This window comes from Paenibacillus sp. 79R4 (assembly GCF_013393165.1).
Taxonomy (GTDB): Bacteria; Bacillota; Bacilli; order Paenibacillales; family Paenibacillaceae; genus Fontibacillus.
On the sequence record NZ_QJOT01000006.1, the window covers coordinates 1 to 20,252 of the forward strand.

The 20,252-nt window shown below is 46.3% G+C and carries 18 protein-coding genes; 14 read left to right on the forward strand and 4 right to left on the reverse strand.

What is annotated here, in order from left to right:
* Window positions 1–381: 381 nt before the first annotated feature.
* Window positions 382–1,614 (reverse strand): aminopeptidase, encoded by a 1,233-nt coding sequence (locus DMN77_RS09720; protein WP_068781524.1) that lies wholly within the window; start codon window positions 1,612–1,614, stop codon window positions 382–384.
* An 87-nt stretch (window positions 1,615–1,701) separates the two neighbouring features.
* Window positions 1,702–3,054 carry a TrkH family potassium uptake protein gene (locus DMN77_RS09725; protein WP_068781421.1) on the reverse strand — a complete coding sequence of 451 codons (1,353 nt, stop codon included), beginning with the start codon at window positions 3,052–3,054 and terminating at the stop codon, window positions 1,702–1,704.
* A 146-nt stretch (window positions 3,055–3,200) separates the two neighbouring features.
* Between DMN77_RS09725 and DMN77_RS09730 the strand changes: the two genes are divergently transcribed.
* From DMN77_RS09730 to DMN77_RS09750, 5 genes are all read left to right on the forward strand, one after another.
* Entirely contained in the window at window positions 3,201–3,473 is a 273-nt protein-coding gene (locus DMN77_RS09730) for a hypothetical protein (protein WP_068781420.1), read from the forward strand.
* Between the two features lie 36 nt (window positions 3,474–3,509).
* Window positions 3,510–4,574 (forward strand): AI-2E family transporter, encoded by a 1,065-nt coding sequence (locus DMN77_RS09735; RefSeq protein WP_068781419.1) that lies wholly within the window; start codon window positions 3,510–3,512, stop codon window positions 4,572–4,574.
* 102 nt (window positions 4,575–4,676) lie between these two features.
* Window positions 4,677–5,195, forward strand: a complete 519-nt coding sequence (locus DMN77_RS09740; protein WP_229521053.1) for a hypothetical protein — start codon at window positions 4,677–4,679, stop codon at window positions 5,193–5,195.
* A 187-nt stretch (window positions 5,196–5,382) separates the two neighbouring features.
* Window positions 5,383–5,895 (forward strand): hypothetical protein, encoded by a 513-nt coding sequence (locus DMN77_RS09745; RefSeq protein WP_179014701.1) that lies wholly within the window; start codon window positions 5,383–5,385, stop codon window positions 5,893–5,895.
* Window positions 5,896–6,005: 110 nt separating this feature from the next.
* A complete protein-coding gene (locus DMN77_RS09750) occupies window positions 6,006–6,449 on the forward strand; it encodes an Rrf2 family transcriptional regulator (RefSeq protein WP_068781417.1) in 444 nt (147 codons plus the stop codon).
* Between the two features lie 171 nt (window positions 6,450–6,620).
* Here the strand turns inward: DMN77_RS09750 and DMN77_RS09755 are convergent, their stop codons facing one another.
* Window positions 6,621–7,505 carry a helix-turn-helix transcriptional regulator gene (locus DMN77_RS09755; RefSeq protein ID WP_068781416.1) on the reverse strand — a complete coding sequence of 295 codons (885 nt, stop codon included), beginning with the start codon at window positions 7,503–7,505 and terminating at the stop codon, window positions 6,621–6,623.
* 114 nt (window positions 7,506–7,619) lie between these two features.
* Here DMN77_RS09755 and DMN77_RS09760 point away from each other — a divergent pair, with 114 nt between their 5' ends.
* The 3 genes from DMN77_RS09760 to DMN77_RS09770 all read left to right on the forward strand — a co-directional run bounded on the left by DMN77_RS09760 (window position 7,620) and on the right by DMN77_RS09770 (window position 9,999).
* Window positions 7,620–8,249: a sugar O-acetyltransferase gene (locus DMN77_RS09760; RefSeq protein WP_256872333.1), complete on the forward strand. Its 630-nt coding sequence runs from the start codon at window positions 7,620–7,622 to the stop codon at window positions 8,247–8,249.
* A gap of 188 nt (window positions 8,250–8,437) precedes the next feature.
* Complete coding sequence (locus DMN77_RS09765) at window positions 8,438–9,304, forward strand: VOC family protein (RefSeq protein WP_068781415.1); 867 nt, start codon at window positions 8,438–8,440, stop codon at window positions 9,302–9,304.
* 56 nt (window positions 9,305–9,360) lie between these two features.
* Window positions 9,361–9,999, forward strand: coding sequence for an NAD(P)-dependent oxidoreductase (locus tag DMN77_RS09770; RefSeq protein WP_372775691.1), 639 nt, complete (start codon window positions 9,361–9,363; stop codon window positions 9,997–9,999).
* Between the two features lie 64 nt (window positions 10,000–10,063).
* Here the strand turns inward: DMN77_RS09770 and DMN77_RS09775 are convergent, their stop codons facing one another.
* Window positions 10,064–11,890 (reverse strand): APC family permease, encoded by a 1,827-nt coding sequence (locus DMN77_RS09775; protein ID WP_179014704.1) that lies wholly within the window; start codon window positions 11,888–11,890, stop codon window positions 10,064–10,066.
* A gap of 270 nt (window positions 11,891–12,160) precedes the next feature.
* Between DMN77_RS09775 and DMN77_RS09780 the strand changes: the two genes are divergently transcribed.
* From DMN77_RS09780 to DMN77_RS09805, 6 genes are all read left to right on the forward strand, one after another.
* On the forward strand, window positions 12,161–13,069 hold the full coding sequence (locus DMN77_RS09780; RefSeq protein WP_068781412.1) for a carbohydrate ABC transporter permease: 909 nt from the start codon (window positions 12,161–12,163) through the stop codon (window positions 13,067–13,069).
* Window positions 13,070–13,107: 38 nt separating this feature from the next.
* Window positions 13,108–13,917, forward strand: coding sequence for a carbohydrate ABC transporter permease (locus DMN77_RS09785; RefSeq protein ID WP_068781521.1), 810 nt, complete (start codon window positions 13,108–13,110; stop codon window positions 13,915–13,917).
* Between the two features lie 213 nt (window positions 13,918–14,130).
* Window positions 14,131–15,480, forward strand: coding sequence for an ABC transporter substrate-binding protein (locus DMN77_RS09790; protein WP_229521051.1), 1,350 nt, complete (start codon window positions 14,131–14,133; stop codon window positions 15,478–15,480).
* Window positions 15,481–15,635: 155 nt separating this feature from the next.
* Window positions 15,636–17,429, forward strand: coding sequence for a sensor histidine kinase (locus tag DMN77_RS09795; RefSeq protein ID WP_068781410.1), 1,794 nt, complete (start codon window positions 15,636–15,638; stop codon window positions 17,427–17,429).
* Window positions 17,430–17,434: 5 nt separating this feature from the next.
* Window positions 17,435–19,039: a response regulator transcription factor gene (locus DMN77_RS09800; protein ID WP_179014706.1), complete on the forward strand. Its 1,605-nt coding sequence runs from the start codon at window positions 17,435–17,437 to the stop codon at window positions 19,037–19,039.
* A gap of 25 nt (window positions 19,040–19,064) precedes the next feature.
* Complete coding sequence (locus DMN77_RS09805; protein WP_179014707.1) at window positions 19,065–20,189, forward strand: glycoside hydrolase family 88 protein; 1,125 nt, start codon at window positions 19,065–19,067, stop codon at window positions 20,187–20,189.
* Window positions 20,190–20,252 lie beyond the last annotated feature (63 nt).

Sequence of the window (20,252 nt, forward strand, 5' to 3'; positions counted from 1 at the left end):
AGTCCCAGTTCCCGTGAATCCCTGTCCTTGGCGAAAAACGGAGTCCCAGTTCCCATGAATCCCTGTCCTTGGTGAAAAACGGAGTCCTCAGTTCCCGTGAATCCCTGTCCTTGGTGAAAAACGGAGTCCTCAGTCCCCATGAATCTCCGTCATTGGCGAAAAAAACGGAGTCCCAGTCCCCGTGCAGCCCACGTCATTGGCGCGAAAACGGCGCCCCAATTCCCTGTGTATTCCCCCGCCTTTGTGGCGCAAAAAACGGTATCTTAAGTCCCGTGAATCCCCCACTTTTGACGCAAAAAAGGGGCTGTCCCCAAGTCGGATAATCGACTTGGGAGACAACCCCATACGACCGTGTGAATGCACATGGCTCAAGAGCATTATTTAGAACGCCCAAGCGCCTTGCTTGAAGATTGGTTCTTCCTGGCCGTCTTCGGTTACTCCGAAGATGTCCATCTCGCCGGAGCCGACCATGAAGTCTTCATGGGCGAAGCTGGAGTTCAATCCGGCTTCAAATAGCTCATCCTTGCTCATTGCTTTGCCGCCTTCCAGGTTGAAGGCATAAGCGTTGCCGATCGCCAGATGGTTCGAGGCGTTCTCGTCGAACAGCGTGTTGTAGAACAGGATACCCGATTGGGAGATCGGTGAACCATGAGGAACCAGCGCCACTTCACCAAGATAGTGGGAGCCTTCGTCCAGTTCAATCAGATGCTTCAGAACGGATTCGCCAACTTGGGCAGAGCTGTCGATGATACGGCCGTTCTCAAAGGTTAATTTGAAGCCGTCAATAATGTTGCCATTGTAGCTTAGCGGTTTCGTACTTGATACGGTGCCGTTAACACCATCTCTTTGCGGAGCGGTGAATACTTCCTCTGTAGGCATGTTAGCCAGGAACGTATTGCCCTGGGCGTTGATGCTCTCGGCAGCAACCCACAGATGTCCTTTTGGCAGCTCGATCGTCAGGTCGGTTCCTGGTGCGATATAATGCAATTTCTTGTATTTCTTGTTGTTCAAATAATCAGCTTTCTCTGACAATGTCTTGATATGCTCGCGCCATGCAGCGACAGGGTCTGGCTGATCGAGGCGAACCGTGCGGAAAATGGCTTCCCATAGCGCTTCAACCTGCTTGTCCTCCGGCAAGTTCGGGAAGACCTTAGCGGCCCAGGATGGGGAAGGAACAGCAACGATGGACCAACTGAACTTGTCCGCCATCTGTAATGCGCGGTACTTGCTCATGGCAGCTCCGTAGGTCTTCTGATGGTTTGTAATCCGTGTTGTTGATACACCGTTAAGAAGGTCCGGATCAGAGGAGATGACGTGAAGTACAGCAGCGCCGTTCTCAACGAGTTCAAGCATTTCACCAGCGTACCATTTAGGCTCATCGAGGAACGATTCTTCAGCGGCCATGTCGTAACGAAGGCGAGTGATCGTATCATCGCTCCAGTTCACTTTGACTGTTCTGGCTCCTGCTTCATAGGCCTGTTTCACGATAATACGCACAAGTTCTGCAGAATCAATAGTAGCATTGACGATCAGGGCCTGGCCCTTTTGCACATTTACACCGATTTTGACAGCTAGTTCGGCATACTTCTGCAGTTTCTCTTGAAAATTCTCAATAGCCATAGTTACTCCTCCAATTAAAAAGGGTTATTCTATTATCATACTACGAATTACCGTTACTATCCAACAAGAACGAGGATTTATTTAACCGATGGTAATTTTTCCTTCCGGATAGCGCAACAGGTCCTTCTTGGGCTTTGGCCTTATCGCGTAGGCTAGTGTCAAAGGTCCAATCCGTCCGATGAACATCACAAAGCAAAGTATAATTTTGCTAATCATGGTTAGCTTTGGCGTCAAATCGAGACTAAGCCCCGTTGTTGCGAAGGCGGAGGTCGTCTCGAACAGAAGGGGAAGAAGCTCTCGATCCTCCAATGCCGACAATACCATCGATACGGAGATGACCAGAGACAGGGCCATCAACGTCTGCGTAATAGCACGCAGAATCGACTCCTGGGGCAGTCGCTTTTTAAAGAAGACGATATCCTGCCTGCCGCGGATCATGGAATACACTGCCCCGAGCAGAATCGCAAAGACGGTGACTTTGATTCCTCCACCAGTCGAACCGGGAGCCGCACCGATAAACATAAGCAGCACGATGAAAAATTGGGTGGAATGGCTCATGCTGCTGACATCTACCGTACTGACCCCTCCGGATCTGGAACTGATGGAATGGAAGAAAGCCGCCGATATTTGCTGACCTAGCGGCAATTCTCCAAGGGTAGCGGGATTGAATATTTCGATGGCGAAAATAACGAGCGCACCGACCAGGATCAGACAACCCGACATTGTTAATACAATCTTCGAATGCAGAGATAATTTTTTGGATTTAGGGTACTGCAGCAGATCATGAATGACGATAAACCCTATACCGCCGAGGAAAATAAGCATCATAACAACGATATTTATGTATAGATCATTGCGAAAATGACCAAATCCGCTAGAACTGTAGTAGGATCCGAACAGATCAAAGCCGCCGTTGTTGAATACCGATATACTATGGAAAATACCGAAATACATGGCCTTGCCAAGCGGCATCTCCATAGCCCAGCGGGCAGCCAGCAGCAGAGCCCCGGTGCCTTCAATCGTAATCGTATAGTAGATGACGCGGCGTATCAGTGCGAGCAGGCCGTCCATGGAATTGTAATTGATCGCTTCCTGCAGTACGAGACGATCCTTGAGTGTAATCCGTCGGTTCAGAGCAAGAGCAATCAACGTTCCGAAGGTCATGAAGCCCAGACCGCCCAGTTGAGTAAGTAAGAGGATAACGATCTGACCAAACAATGTAAAATGGACGCCAGTATCTACAACAGCCAGTCCGGTTACACAAGTAGCCGAGGTAGCTGTGAAGAAGGCGTCTACCAAATTCAACTTATGCCCGTTCACGGAGGAAATGGGCAGAGATAGCAGAAATGCGCCAATGATAATAATAATGCTGAAGCCGTAGGATAAGATTTCGGCCGGTGTCAGAGAGCGCGGTGCTTTTTTTCGCTGTGACAATCAATCTTCACCTCATCATTGTGGTTATTGCTATTGATCAAAAAAATGTTACGATATTGCAGTAAGGAGGTGCTTCTGCCTCGAATAATGATTATAATTGAAAACTATGGGAATATCGAATCCATGAAATAAAGGAGCAAACCATAATGAATTTTAATGTACTACAATCCGAGATGTATAAAAATGAAGATGGGACTTATGTAGGCAAGACGATTTTTCAGATTGACTCACATAAGGCGAATTATGAGATTACATTTTTCAGCAAGAACAGTCGGGACTGGGATTACAGCCTTCATTTTGCCAAGGAATCAGGGGACGAAGAAGAGCTTCTGGCGGTAGATGAACGGATCGAGCAGGACGACGAATGGTTCGATGGTCTGCTGGACGCAGCCTGGAATACATATTCAGTAGAAGAATAGGGTAATTCTGCGAAAGGACTGAGGTGACAGCCCTTGATGGATAAACCGTACTACCGAAGAAGTCTTGGTATTATTATGGCGTTAACGATCATCTATTTATTATCCAAGGTCAGCTTTATCTTTAATCCAATTGTTACCTTGGTTCAAATACTGATCGTTCCGCTGACAATTTCTGCTTTCCTGTATTACCTGCTGCGTCCGATCGTGATCTATTTGGAAGAGAAGCGGATGAATCGGGTTCTGTCGATTCTGCTGATCTACCTCATGTTTGCGGGCGTAATTACGGTCTTTCTGGTCGTTGTCTGGCCACCGCTGGAGCATCAGATTACCGAGTTCATTAATAATGTGCCGAAACTGATTAACGGACTACAAGCACAGATGAATGAAATCCGGGAAAATCGTTATTTCTCCATGTTCAATGAATCGGATCTGTCGATTACGAATAAGCTGATGGAGTATGCCAACTCAGCGATTCAAGCAGCCAGCGGCTACATATCGCATGTTTTTAGCTTCTTGAATGACTTTGTTATCGTAGTCGGTACGGTACCGATTATGTTGTACTACATGCTAAAGGAAGATCGTCGGGTCAGACCGATGCTGGTCAGTGCGCTTCCGAGCAAATACCATGAAGATGGGGATCAGGTTCTGCAGGAAATTGATGGCATGCTGCGAGGTTTTATTGCAGGACGGATGATCGATGCTGTTGTTCTTACCGTGATGAGCCTGGTTGGCTTCTGGATTATAGGCCTGCCTTATCCGCTAATGCTCTCGTTAGTTATGGGCCTGTTCAGCTTTATCCCTTATTTTGGAACATTATTGGGAGCCATACCTAGCGTTATTGTTGCCTTTACTATTTCTCCGGCTATGGTGATATGGGTCATTGTAGTCGTAGTAGTATCGCATCAGATCGAGGCAAATTTGATCTCGCCCTATATCTATGGCAGGACCATTAATATCCATCCATTAACAACGATTATTCTGTTGTTGATTGCCGGTGATTTTGCCGGAATTCTGGGGATGCTGCTGGCCATACCGGTATATATGATGATGAAAATAATTGCTATTCGTGCCTTTAAAGTATACAACATCCATAAATCATAATTGGTGTGAGCTTTTTATCATGTAACCGTGATCAATATCATATCTCCATCCCGGCATCATAAGAGATGATTAATTTACTAAATAGTAGGTGTTCAAAAGCGCATGATTTTGAACAAACGCTTAATCGAATTAACTCTCGGGGGGATGGTATTTATGGCGGTTACCGCCAAAGCAGGGAAGTATTTCTACGCCTGGAGCAAAATACTCCCTGACGGCTCCTTCTGCCTGTCGGATCAAGCCCTGCAGGAATACTATATTACTACTGAATCCAACGTCATTCTAATGTCTGGCCGGAATACGCTGAAAGGCTTCAGCGTTCTCTGTAAGGAGAGGATTTCTAACTCTCCGCTCGCCGCAATTTTTAATAATGTGCCACAGGTACAAAATTTTACGGTTCCTGCGGGTGAGGCTGTTACGTTTAAGCATCGGCTTTTCTGCTGGGCGTATCTGGACAAGGATCGGTATATACACCTGCCGGAGGAAACATGGAAGCAATTCGGCGTTACTCCAGGAGATCGGTTATTAAGCATGCGGGCCAACCATCTCGGATTTGATAATTTATCCGAGGGACCGTACATTGATTTAGCCAAGCAACTCCGCGATATGATTATCTACGAATAATCGTCAGTTCAGCAATGGAAGCTAAGCGCATAGATCGGATTAAAGAGTACTTTCGCCTATTGTAAGGGGCCATGTGCTCTTTTTTTCTGCGGACAAGCGGGTTAATGTAGAATGCTGCTGCACAATGTATAATAGAAAGGATGGAGACTAACGGGATGGAGGGACATCCCGATTAGAGAGGGAGTCGTTGTATAACATGTTTGACCCGACGATATTTGAAAATTTGAAGGTTGTGATGGAGGGGGCCGTATATGATCTAGACCTGAGCGGACAGGTTCTGGTCATCGGCCGCCATGATCGTATAGAATTGTCTACGATGTCACGCTATTACTCCCTGCGATTTTGTCTGCCGGAGAAGGAGCATATTCATGCAGAGCTTCGCCTGTGGGCCGATACAGCGGATTTAGCCAGCGAAATTCTGGAGCTGGACGGCCATAAACCGGGCTGCTCGATCCAGCCTGTATTTTCTATCCCGATTCATGATCCTGAAGAAGAATGCAAGCAAATCATCCGATTGATCGAGGAGATCTGGGGCGCTCGCTACCAGCCGAGACTGGAGATCAGAACGGCTTACGGGGATAAGCAAGCTCCACATCTGTTGAAGGTGTCGCTGCAATTCCACCGCAAATTCGGCGAGGAGATTGCGGACGACTTTGCTTCCTTGCTGGAGCATATGATGATCTTGCTGGATCGACTATAATAGGCGAATATCTATAAGGATGATTGCTGCGTTTTACAACAAACTATTGACATTTTCATGTTAGTGTAACTATCATTGTTACAATGGATGACGAAAGGGGGAGATACTCTATGACGATCAGTTCAAGATTTGCTGTGGCTATTCATATATTGTCACTGCTCGAGCTGAACAAAGATGGCGTCTCTACTTCAGAATATATTTCCGGTAGTGTTAACACCAATCCAGTCGTTATTCGCCGTATTATGAGCATGCTTAGCAAGGCCGGTCTTGCCAATGTTCGCCCGGGCGTTGCCGGAGCTAAATTGGCCCGCGATATCTCGAAGATCACCCTGCTTGATGTATACCGGGCCGTGCATGTTGTGGAAGAGGATGGCCTGTTCTCTGTGCATGAGAAGCCGAATCCCGACTGTCCGGTGGGTAGGAATATCCAGTCGTCGATTGAGCCGATTTTCTCGGCAGCGCAGAAGGCGATGGAGGATGCCTTGGCGAAGGTGACGCTCCAGGATATTGTTGAGGATATCGGTGGCAAGGAAATTAATGTCTGTGAATCATAAATGAAGGAACCACAATATCCGATTATAATAAATACTCAGCCTCCTGCGATAGTAGGGGGATTGGAATAATCAAATTATCACCGGCATGGCTCTGGCTATGCCGGTGATTTTCATATGTTTGAAATGCAAGGTACTCTTAGGCGGCGGGATGCTTCAAATACTTCGAGGCATTCAGAGGGCCGAGAGCAGTTGCTTACGGTAATTTTGGGGCGTTAAGCCTGTCTCTCTACGAAATACATATGAAAAATAGCTGGCGGTTTGAAAGCCGCATGTTAACGCTATCTCACAAATCGTTCGGTTTGTTTCACATAACAGATCATAACTTTTGGCGATCCGATAATTCATTAAATAGGTATTCGGGGTTTGGCCGATGTATTTATTGAACAATTCACAGCATCTGCTTCTGCACACAGCCCCGGAGGCTGCGATATCATCAAGCGTAATCTTCCTGTCATAATGCTGGTGAATGAATCCGGTCATTTTCCAGACTAAAGTCTGTGCTTGATCATTCGCACCATACGTGGCAGCTTGCTGAATATGCTCTCCCACATTGGCACAAAGGAGTACGGCTTGCGCAAGCAAGCGCAATGGATTGCAGGTATCGCTAAACATCTCATCATAAATCTGGCGAAGTAGGACCAAAGCTTCCTGCTGCCAATCGATTCGGGGAGTCATCAGAATGAAGTTCTCGGTTTCCAATCCGAACTTCTCGTCCAGATATACTTTGACAGGCTGCGAATTTTCAGAAAGCAACACAGGATGAATCACAACGGCAATGAAAGTGCAATCTGCTCTATCTGCGGAAAATCCGTAGTGCATGCGTTTGCTGTTCACGAAAATACCCTGATGAGCCTCTAAATGAACTATTCTTCCATTCACAAAAAAATCCATTGCTCCGTCCAGTACATAAATAAACTCTAAATCCGGGTGCCAGTGACATGCGGCGGCGTATCCGTATCGAAGCAATTGATCTTTATGAACATATAGAGGGAAATCGGGCCGATTATAATGCAGCCGCTCCGATAAATCCGAGAACACTTCCAAGGGTGAAGACATCGTTGCACCTCTTTTATATAAATACGATTTTGATATAAATATAGTCGATGTTTGTAGAAGTTCCAAGCATAATAAAATACAATTTTGATATTAGCTAAAAAGGAGGAGCATGTGATGACCCATAGTATGACCCAGAAAGAGAGAAAAGAAAAAGGACGGGTATACCGTTATGATGATCCTGCAATTATGGGAGAACAGCTTAAATTTATGGAGAAGCTTTATGATTACAATAGCACCAGACCTTTAGAGCAAACGAGGAGACAGCAGCTGCTAAAGGAGATGTTTGCAGAAATCGGCGAGGGTTGTCATATAGAACCCCCATTACATGCCAATTGGGGTGGTCATCATGTGCATTTCGGAAGCGGGATATATTGTAATTTTAATTTAACCCTTGTGGACGATGCGCATATTTATGTAGGAGATCATTGCATGATTGCACCGAATGTTGTCATTGCTACGTCAGGCCATCCTATTTTACCGGTATTGAGGGAACAAAATTACGTATATAATCTTCCTGTACATATAGGAAGCAATGTTTGGATTGGTTCAGGCGTTCAAATACTGCCGGGGGTAACCATCGGCGATCATTCAGTAATTGGGGCAGGAAGTGTTGTGATGAATGATATTCCTGCAAATGTGGTTGCATTTGGAGTGCCATGTCGGGTTGTGCGCGAAATTGGGGAGAAAGACGAAAAATACTATTTTAAAAATAGAGAGTTAGATATTAGTCTTTCTGATATATAACATAACATCCATTAATCCAAGAGGGAACCCGGGAGCATTTATATGCGATCGGGTTCCTTTTTTGCAGGCTTGCATAGCTTAAGCTCAAATTAATGATTGACAACAAAAACAGTTGTAACTATAATGATTACAGGTGTTGTAACCGAAATGATTACATTAAACAATTATAGATAGAAGGAGGGATAGAAATGAAGGCAACGATTCATCCTAAAGCAGAGATCGGGATTGTAAGTTTGAAGATTACGAATTTAGAACGTTCGCTGCGTTTCTATCAGGAAGTGATTGGGCTCCAATTGCTGCGCCGAGAGGGTCAACTGGCTGAGCTTACCGCTGATGGCAAGACGGTTCTGCTTATTCTGGAAGAGAGTGAACAATATCATGTGCTGCAAGGCAGAAGTGTATCCGGTCTATATCATTTTGCCATTCTCGTTCCGGATCGGGTGTCTCTGGGCTTGGCCCTGCGCAACCTGATTAAACATCAAATTCCAGTCGGTCAAGGGGATCATCTCGTCAGCGAAGCGCTGTATCTGAATGATCCGGACCGTAACGGTATTGAGATTTATGCCGATCGTCCGCGCGAGACATGGTTAAGAGATGAACAGGGTGAGTATAAGATGACTACGGACCCTGTTGATATTGAAGGATTGCTGGACCTGTCACAGCAGGCGGAGTGGAGTGGGTTGCCGGCAGGAACCAAGATCGGACATGTCCATTTCCATGTTGGCGATCTGAACCGGGCCAGACAGTTCTATACGGAGGTTCTGGGCTTCGATATTGTTGCCCATTATGGACATGATGCACTATTCATTTCGGCCGGTGGGTATCATCACCATATCGGATTAAATATATGGGCGGGTGCCGGGGCGCCTCCGAACCCGGAGGATGCCACGGGGCTGCGCTATTTTACCATAACGCTTCCAGATCAGGAGGCTGCCCAAGATATAGTGAGACGTCTGCATGATGCCGATGTAACCTATCAGCATGGTGCCGGGTTCATTGAACTTACTGATCCATTTGGAATCGGTATTCGTCTCGTTGTTCAGTCAGGGTCTTAAGTATTGCTGGTTAGAACTTACTATATAAATATCATCAATAAATGGAGGTAATAACAATGGCTAAGATCGCAATCGTAGGAGCAACAGGCAAAGCAGGCAGTCGTATTATGAAGGAAGCGCAGGAACGCGGACATGAGGTAACTGCAATCGTGCGTAATGCTTCCAAATTGGACAATAAAAATGTGTCTGTAATCGAGAAAGATGTATTTGAGTTAACTGCAGCAGATGTAAAGGGCTTTGATGTTGTAGTCAATGCGTTTGGGGCGCCGGCCGGCCAGGAGCATCTTCATGTTGATGCCGGCAACGTGCTGATTGAAGCGCTGAAGGGAGCGCCGAACACGAGACTGATCGTAGTTGGCGGAGCAGGCAGCCTGTATGTGGACGAAGCGAAGACAACCCGAGTGATGGATACTCCGGGATTTCCGGATATCTTCCTTCCGACGGCATCAAATCAAGGAAAGAATCTGGAGATTTTACAAGCAACCGATTCGATCGAATGGACTTTCATGAGCCCATCGGCCAACTTTGCAATCGGCAGACGGACTGGGGCTTACCAGACAGGGAAGGATCATCTGCTTGTCAACTCCAAAGGAGACAGTTATGTCAGCTATGAGGATTTTGCAATCGCAGTGGTAGATGAGATCGAGCATCCTGCCCATATCAACGAACGCTTTACCGTTGTGTCGGAAGCTTGATTCATATATAGATAGATGTCATTGAAATGCCCGCAACGGGATAAGTTGCGGGCATTAATTTTTGTTATTTATTCAGATGGAAAGGAACCGTAGTGACAATGATGTTCCTTCTGTAGAGCAAGAAGGCGCGTATCAACAAGCTTGACTGGTTATGAAGAATGTTCTGCCAGCTTTTCTTGGGAATAAATTGCGGAATCACTACAGTTACCCGGTAATTGTCCTCACTGGCCTTATGCTCCACCGTATCGATGAATTTGGATAACGGATTAATGATGCTCCGATAATGAGAATGCAAAGTAACCAAGCGAATATCCGGTTGGAACTGGCACCATTTGGCCTCGAATTGTTTCTCCGTTTCTCTGTCAAAGGCCACGTAGACGGCAAAAATCTGATCCGGTTTCAGGGATTTGGCATAATTCAATGAATTCTCTACCACATGGGTAATCCCCGCGACAGGTACGATAATGACATTTCCTTTAATCGGATTCTCTTCCATATAAGAAGTAATTCTTAATTGATCTCCGACAGCCTCATAATGGTTATGAATCCGGTGGAAAATGAAAACGATCAATGGCAGAAAAATGAACACAGGCCAGACCTGCGGGAATTTGGTAATGAAGAAGATCATCATGACCGTAAAGCTAATTACAGCTCCAATTGCATTAATGCTTAGCTTTGTAATCCATCCATCCGGCTTCTCACGAATCCATTTCATCATCATTCCGCTCTGAGCTAGTGTAAAGGGAATAAATACCCCTACGGCATACAGAGGGATAAGTTGGGAAGTTTCGCCCTTAAACATGACAATTAACAGAATCGAAGTTACTGCTAAAAATAAAATCCCGTTAGAGTAGCCTAGGCGATCTCCCCGAACGGTGAACATGCGGGCGATATATTTGTCCTTCGCCAAATTGACGGCGAGCAGCGGAAAAGCGGAATATCCGGTATTGGCAGCGAGCACTAGAATCAGCGCAGTAGCCGCTTGAATGAAATAGTACATAAAGTTTCTGCCAAAGGTCATGGCGGCTATCTGCGAGACGACCGTCTCTTGGCCCTTTGGAGCAATGCCATAAGTATAAGCGAGGAAAATAATTCCGCTAAACAAAAAGGCAAGCAATATTCCCATTGCGGCCAGCGTCTTGGCAGCGTTTCTGGGCGCGGGATCTTTAAAGTTCGGAATCGCATTCGATATAGCTTCGACCCCGGTCAAGGCCGAGCTTCCTGAAGAAAACGCCCGAAGCAGAAGGAAGAGGCTGATTCCGGTCACAGGAGTGCCAAGAGCTGCAGGATGCTCCGGTACGAGGCTTCCGGATAATGTCTTGAAAATTCCCGTTCCGATCATGATAAAGACGGCGAATACAAAAATATAAACAGGATATGCGAGGATAGAGGCCGACTCCGTAATTCCACGCAGGTTTAAAATCGTAATGATGAGGACCAGGGAGCAGGCAATACCTACATTGTAAGGGTGAAGCTCGGGAAAAGCGGAAGTGATGGCATCCGTTCCGGCTGAGATACTAACCGCAACCGTTAATATATAATCAACGAGCAAAGCTCCTCCAGCAAGCAGTCCAGGATTAACCCCCAGATTATCCTTCGAAACTACGTACGCTCCGCCCCCGTGCGGGTAAGCGAAAATGATCTGTCTATACGATAAGACAAGAGCCAGCAGCAGAATAAGTACCCCGATAGCGATTGGAACGGAATACCAGAGCGCTGCTGCACTAATGGTAATCAGTACGAGCAAAATTTGCTCCGGACCATAAGCGATGGATGATAAGGCGTCAGAAGACAGAATCGCCAAGGCTTTTGTCTTGTTAAGCTTTTGTTCCCCCAGTTCATTGGATTTTAAAGGTCGGCCAATAAGCAGCCTTTTAATTGCAGATAACATGTTAAGCACCACCAGCGATGTAATGTGACTCCATTTTGCCCGTAAACAAGCTGTTTTAGGCTATTTAAAAATTTCCAAGATCATATACTACTCCGAATTTTGGGGATTGTAAAATATATTTTTTATTAAAATCATGCCGCTCTGAATAACAAAAGGTAAAATTCGTTCCAAAATGCACATTTCTATTTCTTATGAGGCAGAGTGCGCTTTCTTACAATGAAAGTACAACAGATACTACATTTGCTAGACAACTGCCAAGGAGGAGAGAGAATGAAGCAGTCCAAAAAATCCTTACAGCTCAGCATGGGGATAAAGGAGCAGATCGCCGGGTATTTATTTGTCACTCCCTTAATGCTGGGACTGATCATTTTAAGTTTGATTCCGGTGATTGGTTCCTTGCTGCTTAGTTTCACGAATTGGAACTTTGTTGCCGGAATCGGCGCTATGAAATTTGCCGGGTTAGGCAATTTCGAAAAGCTGATTCACGATAGCGTGTTCATGAAGAGCCTGGTCAACAATTTAATATTCGTCATCATTGTTCCAATTACCATGATTGTTGCACTATTCCTAGCCATTCTGATCGATAAACATATTTATATGAAGGGTTTCTTTAAAGTAGTGTATTTCCTTCCATATATTTCGAGTATCGTCGCTATAGCCATGGTATGGCAGGTGTTGTTCCATCCGTCGCTGGGGCCGGTCAACAATTTGCTGATCTCGCTTGGCGTAAATAACCCGCCAAAGTGGCTTGCCGATATCGATTATGCCCTGCCGTCGCTGATGATGATTCAATTATGGATTATGCTCGGCTACAACATCATTATTTACATAGCCGGATTGCAATCCATTCCTAAGGATCTCTATGAGGCTTCCGAGATTGATGGGGCAAACGCATGGGTGAAGTTCCGCAGCATTACATTGCCTTGCGTATCGCCTACGACATTTTTCTTATTAGTTACAGGGATCATCGGTACGTTCAAAATTTTCGATCTGATTCAGGTGCTGACACAAGGGGGACCGGCCAATTCTACGACGGTTATCGTCTATGAATTGTATGATACGGCCTTTAACCAATTAAAGACGGGTTACGCCTCGAGCATGGCGCTGGTTCTGTTTGTCATCTGCCTCATCATTACAACCCTGCAAATGCTGGCCCAGAAAAAATGGGTTAATTATTAATAACTCAACGAGAGGAGGTACTCAAATTGAAAATCAATATGTCGAAACTAATATGGACGATCGTCATGGCGCTGATCGGAATTTTATTCGTACTGCCTTTCATTTGGATGCTGTCAACTTCCTTTAAGCCCGAGACGGATGTATTTAAATTTCCGATTGAATGGATTCCGAAGCATTGGAACCTTATAGAGAATTATAGAACTGTATGGAGCGGTCAGTTTCTGCGCTATTACTGGAACTCGATATACATCACCATCACAACGACGGTTATCAATGTTATCGTCTGCGCATTAGCGGCCTATGGCTTCTCCAAATTACGCTTCTGGGGCAGGGATACGATGTTCGTATTTGTACTTGCCCTGTACATGGTACCGCCTCAGGCTTCATTGGTGCCGCAATTTTTACTGTTCAATTGGTTCGATCTGATCAACACGCATACGGGTCTTATCTTGCTTAACAGCTTCAGCATTATTGGAGCCTTCATGTTGAAGCAGTTCTTTATGGGCGTTAACAATGAGTATCTTGAGTCCGCGAAAATGGACGGAGCGGGTTACTTCCGCACCTTCTGGCAAATCGCTTTGCCGCTCATTCGCCCAGGCGTGGCTACCTATGCCATCCTTCGTTTTATCTGGACCTGGAATGATTACCAATACCCGTTGATTTTCCTGAAATCAAAAGAGCTGTTTACGGTTCAGCTTGGGATCAGACTATTTGGGGATCAATACGGAGATGTCTATTCCTTGATGATGGCCGGGGCGGTATCCGCTATTCTTCCGTTGCTGATTATTTTTGCCATCGGTCAGAAGCAGGTTATTGAGGGAATCTCGCTGGGGGGTGTGAAGGGATAAGGAAGTCAAAATAGTTTCGCTTCCGTAAAAATAGGAAACTTCGAAACCAATTTGAGTATGGTAGGCTGTTGATGTAAGCGATTACTAAAGAAAAGTTGAACGGATGATTGTACAGATGAATGCTTCGGGTGAAATGTTCCCTGCAGATTCTTAAGTTCAGCTTTAAGAAGTCGCTTAAGTAGCTATAGTATTTAGAGGAGGGTCTATATGAGGATGAAAAGATGGTCAGTATTGTTGTTAAGCTTGTCTCTTGCTCTAACGGTTACAGCATGCGGTGGCGGTAATGCAAAAAATACGGAACCACAGGCGAATGGTGCGAACAACTCCGGAGATAAGCCGGCGACAGAGCAGGTTACGCTGAAGCTTAGCACATGGCAGACAGATGCAAAAGCACAATGGAGCAAGATCATCCCTGAGTTTGAGAAAGAGCACCCGAACATTAAAGTAGAGCTGGATCTTCTGAATGAAAAGGGCGATTCGGTAGCTTCGATGCAAAAGCTGGATCTGATGGCCGCATCAAATGATCAGCTGGATATCGTGGAATTGCCTTATACGAATTATACTCAACGTGCGGATATCGGCTTGTTCGAACCGCTGGATGATTATATCGCGAAAGATGGCTACAAATATGAGGATGAATACTTGGTAGATACGCATGTGAACGGCAAGATTTATGCGCTTCCATCATCGATGCAACGCTGGTTTGTTATTTTGAACAAGTCGATGCTGGATGAAGCAGGCTTGCCAGTACCAACGGATTGGACCTGGAAGGATTTCGAGCAATATGCGAAGACCTTGACCAAAGGGGAAGGCGCTGAGAAACGATTTGGTGCTTATCTTCACAACTGGCCGGATTATTTCCAATTGCAGTTGATGAGCAAGCCTTCTGACAATACGTTCCTGAAGAACGATGGAACCTCGAATGCCAAGGACCCGCTCCTGAAGTCAAACCTTGAAATGATGAAAAGAATGATGTATGAGGATAAGAGCGCAAATCCATATGAGGACATTATTTCGCAGAAGCTAGCTTATCGTAACCAATATTTCAACGGACTTGCAGCCATGCTGCCAATCGGCGACTGGATGGTAGCGGAATCCGGAGGTACGGATGCCATCCCGGCTACTTTTGAAACGGTATTTGCACCGCTTCCTAAATTGGAAGGAGAAAGCCAGCACTATTCTCCGGTTCAACCGACTTATATGGCGGTAGCGTCAAAATCCAAAAATAAAGAAGCTGCCTATCAATTTGTTAGATGGTATACCTCCCAGGGATTGGAGATTGGCGGAAGAGTATTCTCCGGCTGGGCTAAATCCGATACGGATAAGCTGGTAGATACGATCGTAAATTCGTCCAAGGATCCTTCGAAGATTAATGTGGAATCTTTGAAATACACGATGAAGAATTCTATGCCTGGATCTGCTTCGGTTCCTGCCAAATATGCGGACGAAGCGAAAAATGTGGTAATCCCTGAAGCAGAACTGTATCTGATGAATAAGCAGGACATCGATAAGACGATCGACAGTATTGATCAGAAGATTACTGAAGTCGTCAATAACAATTAAACTCCCTCTTCGATTAAAATAGTAAAATTTTTGCACCGGATAAGTACAATAATAACTCTGGTTCTCCTAATAGCAGGGCTATACAATGATGGTATAAGGGAAAACGTTATGTTTTCCCTTATACCAATTCATCTAAGATGTGGGGCCTGTAAATTATGAATAGGTTTAATTTCTCTTTGCGCAGAAAATTGATTTGGTCGGCCTTGCTTTGTTTTCTTCTACCGCTCGCCGGCATTTATCTGATGACCAATTATTTGACGAAGGATCTGCTTCTGGAGCGTGCGGTCGCCAGCTCCGAAGATGGATTGCGGGCCATTCAATCAGAAGTAAACAGCGTATTGGACCAGACCCTGGAGATATCCAATGTGGCTCTTATGAATTCGGAGATCAGGCAGCAGATTCAGTGGGGCCAGAAGAAAAAGGGGTCGCCGGAGGAGAAAGACGACTATCATCTAAATTACAGCAGGCTGATCCGCATGCTGGATGAATTGTTGCGTCAGTATGATGATTTTTATGTGACTATCCTGGGAAAGAACGATTTTACATATACCAATTATTCGTATAGCGATTACAATCCTTATAAGCTATCTAGTCAGCCATGGTTTGAAAAATTGGATCATGCCCCGGCGTTCTCCACCTATTGGGTGGGGCTGCAGCCCAATTATTATGATGGAGTGGAGAAGAAGGAGTCCTATGTACTCACCATTGGCCGTCCGATCCGAACTTCATCCAATAGTATCATCGGATATGTTGTGATTAGCGTAAATGAGCGCAAAATCAACAGCTTGCTCACCAAAAACAGGGGCCAAAACCAACAGATCATGCTGCTGAATGAAGAAGGGACGGTGCTGTCCCATTCAGACCGATCGCTTATCGGCAGCAGAATGGACTGGTGGAGCCAGGATGAGCATGAGCGTACAATTGATATTAATGGCGATAAATATGTATACGCCGAGCAGTCTATTCATGCAAATGACTGGAAGCTGGTGAGTCTCATTCCGTTATCATCGGCCATTTCCAAGAACAGACAAATCTTATTGATCAGCTTTGTTCTTCAGGCTTTGTTTTTCACTATTTTCTGTATTTTATTGACGGTATTGATAGCAACCTTTACGAGGCCAATTCGTGATTTAAGCCGCTTTATTACTCATATCGGGCGGGGCAGACTGGATATGCGCTCCGGAATCCGTGGGCATAATGAAGTAACCTTGCTGGCCCGAACGATTGATAACATGCTGGATCGGATTGAGTCCATGGTGGATCAAATCACGATCGAGCAGGCCGGAAAACGCAAGGCAGAGCTTGAGATGCTGCAGGCCCAGATTAACCCGCATTTTATGTTCAACCTGCTCAATTCCATCCGCTTTAATATTCTGAGCCGGGGGGATCGGGAGAATGCCGAACTGATTGAATCGCTGTCGTCTCTGCTGCGCATGACCATTAACCGTGATAATGAGTTCATCACGCTGCAGGAGGAGATCGATACGATCGGGCACTATACCCGGTTAATGAATTTCCGTCATGCCAATCAGGTCCGGCTGGATGTGAGCTTGAATCCAGGCTGTGAACGGGCGCTCGTGCCAAGATTTATGATTCAGCCTTTTATTGAAAACGCAATCATCCATGGTTTTGAGCAATTTGATGGGGATATTTTCATTGAGGCGGAACTTATAGAGCAGCAAGGCAGCAGGGATATCAAGATTACCGTTCGTGATAATGGGGCGGGCATGAGCAAGTCGAGGCTGGAAGAGTTGCACGCCAAAATGAATAAGGATCAAGGCGATGTCAAGGAGGGGCCAGGACAGGGCTTCTCCGGAATCGGGGTACTGAATGTATTTCAGCGATTGCGCCTGATTTATGGCGGGAAGGTATATACGGAACTGCAAAGTGAAGAGGATGTTGGGACGGTTATCGTCATTCAATTTCCGTATGAGACTAAAGCGAGGTGAGCCGCATGTTGACAGCGATTCTGGTGGATGATGACTATCCGGTGCTGCGCTATCTTTCCGAGAATGTGGCATGGGCAGAGCTTGATATCGAGTTGATGGGCTGTTATTCGAATGGCCTCGAGGCCTGGGAGGGATCGCAGAGGAGATGGCCGGACATCGTTATTACCGATATCGGGATGCCCAAGATGAATGGTCTTGAGATGCTGGAGAAGTTCTGTACAGTGAATCCGCAGCTTCGGTCGGTCATTCTGTCCTGCCATAATGAATTCGCCTATGCTCAGCAAGCGATGAAGCTGAAAGCGAGCGATTATATCCTGAAGGAGAGCCTGAATGTGGAACAGCTGCAGCAGCTGCTCAGCCATATATCAGCAGATCTGAGCAAGGAGAGAAAACAGACCGCGGAGGCGCTGCGATATATGCAGATCGAAGCGATGAATCGCTCAGCCCTCAAGGAGAATTTCCTGAAGGATACGTTATATCAGCTTTCCTGGACGAAGGAAGCCTGGCTCAAGCAAGCGAAGCTCAACGGGTTAATGCTCGATGCCAAGCACTATGTTCCGCTGGTAATAAGCGTGGATCGCATGTCCGATATGATTCGTACCCGCCAAATGAACGATCATACGATGGTGTTTGCGGTGGAAAATGTCCTGCAGGAAGTATTGGATGCGATGCACCGCAGTGTTATTTTCCGCTATAGTCAGCATGAACTGGTCATTCTCGTCTGCTGTGAAGATCCTACCAAGGAGCAGCAGCTGTTATACTACTCTATACCCAAGGCGATTCAAGCGATCAAGCAGTATGTGAAGATCTCGGTCACTTGCCTGCTGGGTCGCCAGGGAGACACGCCGGAAGAGCTGCGCCGCATCTTGCTGCCGATGCTGAATGATGGCAGTCAGCGCTTCTATTTAAGGGAAAATGAGCTGCATCGGTATGAGAAGGCTGTATTCTCAACGGAGGATATGTATGGGGAGTACGCCGCCTTTTTCTCGAAAATAAACGATAGTCTGGCGCTGAATCTGCAGGAGCAATTGAAGAACATTATCGACGAATGGGCACGATGGGTTGAGGATCATCGCTTCCATCCGGCGAATGTGAAGGAATGGGTGCTGCAGCTGCTCATGGAGCTCCAGATGAAGACGATGGTGACGCTTCGGGCTCAACCGAGTCTATCTGAAGATAAGCTGTACGATGTCGTTAACAGTATTCACTCGATGGAGCATCTGAAGAGCTGGATTATGGAATATTTACTGAAGCTGTCCAGAAAATTAAGCATTCTGTCGATCCGTTCCAAACGAACGGAGGTCATTCGCGCACAGCAATACGTCATCCAGCATGTGACTGAGAAATTAACGCTGGAGGACATGGCCGCTTATCTGAATTTGAATTCCAGTTACTTCAGTCGCTTATTCAAACGCGAGACCAATCAGAACTTTATCGAATACGTCAACATGGTGAAGCTGCAGAAGGCGAAGCAGCTGTTGGAGCAATCCAGCAAGACGATCGAGGAGATCTCGGACTATTTGGGCTACGCGAATAAAAGCTATTTTATTAAATTATTTAAACGGGAAATCGGCATGACGCCGAGCGAATACACATCCTGGAATGGATAAAATAAATCTGGGGAGATGAGGAACAATGTGGAACGCAGCAATTGCGGACGCACTGGTTAAGCTGAGACAAAATATCGTCAAGCATCCGGGTGTGCTGCCTCATATCATAGAGGGACAACGCTATGAATGGGGAGAAAATAATGATTGGATCGAGGGATTTTACATCGGTATGATGTGGCTTGCCTATGAATATGGGCAGGATCCATTTTACAAAGAATCGGCAGAAGCCTATCTGGCCAATTTCAAGGATCGGCTGGAGCGGCATGTCGCTCTCGATCATCATGATATCGGATTTCTATATTCTTTGTCGGCGGTGGCGCAATGGCGTGTCACGGGAAGCAGCGAAGCGAAGGAAGTAGCGCTTCAAGCGGCGGATGTATTATTGGAGCGCTGGCGGCCCCAAATCGGGATCATTCAGGCTTGGGGTCTTGAGGATGATCCGGAAAATGGGGGGCGGATAATCATCGATTGTCTGCTGAATCTTCCGCTGCTGTTCTGGGCATACGAGCAAACCCAGAATCAGAAATATTATGATGTCGCGATGCGGCATGCGTTGGCCAGCCAGAAATTCCTCGTTCGTGGTGATGGCTCATCCTATCATACTTTTTATTTCGATCGGGCTAACGGAAATGCGATTCGCGGGGGGACACATCAAGGTCATGAGGATGGTTCAACCTGGACGCGTGGCCAAGCCTGGGGGATTTACGGCTTTGCCCTGGCCTATCGTTATACGAAGCACGAGCCTTTCTTGGAAACGTCGAAGCGTCTCGCAAAATACTTCATCGAGCATATGCCTGAGGATAATGTGGTGTATTGGGACTTTGATGTTCCGGTTGAAGCCGGCACGCCGCGAGACAGCTCGGCCTCGGCGATCACCGCGTGCGGTTTGCTGGAGCTGCTGGAATGGATTGCGGAGGAGGACTCCAGCCGTCAAGGCTTCGAGGAAGCTCTGGGTCGTACCATGAGAGCGCTGGTAGAGAATTATGCGACGACGGATATTCCGGAGGCGGAAGGGTTATTGAAGCATGGCTCCTATCATGTACGAGGGGATCGTGCGCCTGATGATTATATGATCTGGGGCGACTACTTCTATTTGGAGGCTTTAGTTCGGCTGGAGAAAGGGATTAAGGGTTATTGGTATGTAAAATAAAGCAACGCGAAGTCCGGTTTTCGGGAGCTGTCCCGAGACCGGACTTTATTTATGATGGGAGCA

Coding starts and splice junctions, on each gene's coding strand:
- DMN77_RS09730 (WP_068781420.1), top strand. CDS start 3,201: ATGAATTTTAATGTACTACAATCCGAGATGTATAAAAATGAAGATGGG.
- DMN77_RS09740 (WP_229521053.1), top strand. CDS start 4,677: ATGATTTTGAACAAACGCTTAATCGAATTAACTCTCGGGGGGATGGTA.
- DMN77_RS09760 (WP_256872333.1), top strand. CDS start 7,620: ATGACCCATAGTATGACCCAGAAAGAGAGAAAAGAAAAAGGACGGGTA.
- DMN77_RS09765 (WP_068781415.1), top strand. CDS start 8,438: ATGAAGGCAACGATTCATCCTAAAGCAGAGATCGGGATTGTAAGTTTG.
- DMN77_RS09770 (WP_372775691.1), top strand. CDS start 9,361: ATGGCTAAGATCGCAATCGTAGGAGCAACAGGCAAAGCAGGCAGTCGT.
- DMN77_RS09785 (WP_068781521.1), top strand. CDS start 13,108: ATGTCGAAACTAATATGGACGATCGTCATGGCGCTGATCGGAATTTTA.
- DMN77_RS09750 (WP_068781417.1), top strand. CDS start 6,006: ATGACGATCAGTTCAAGATTTGCTGTGGCTATTCATATATTGTCACTG.
- DMN77_RS09805 (WP_179014707.1), top strand. CDS start 19,065: ATGTGGAACGCAGCAATTGCGGACGCACTGGTTAAGCTGAGACAAAAT.
- DMN77_RS09800 (WP_179014706.1), top strand. CDS start 17,435: ATGTTGACAGCGATTCTGGTGGATGATGACTATCCGGTGCTGCGCTAT.
- DMN77_RS09775 (WP_179014704.1), bottom strand. CDS start 11,890: ATGTTATCTGCAATTAAAAGGCTGCTTATTGGCCGACCTTTAAAATCC.
- DMN77_RS09755 (WP_068781416.1), bottom strand. CDS start 7,505: ATGTCTTCACCCTTGGAAGTGTTCTCGGATTTATCGGAGCGGCTGCAT.
- DMN77_RS09780 (WP_068781412.1), top strand. CDS start 12,161: ATGAAGCAGTCCAAAAAATCCTTACAGCTCAGCATGGGGATAAAGGAG.
- DMN77_RS09790 (WP_229521051.1), top strand. CDS start 14,131: ATGAAAAGATGGTCAGTATTGTTGTTAAGCTTGTCTCTTGCTCTAACG.
- DMN77_RS09735 (WP_068781419.1), top strand. CDS start 3,510: ATGGATAAACCGTACTACCGAAGAAGTCTTGGTATTATTATGGCGTTA.
- DMN77_RS09795 (WP_068781410.1), top strand. CDS start 15,636: ATGAATAGGTTTAATTTCTCTTTGCGCAGAAAATTGATTTGGTCGGCC.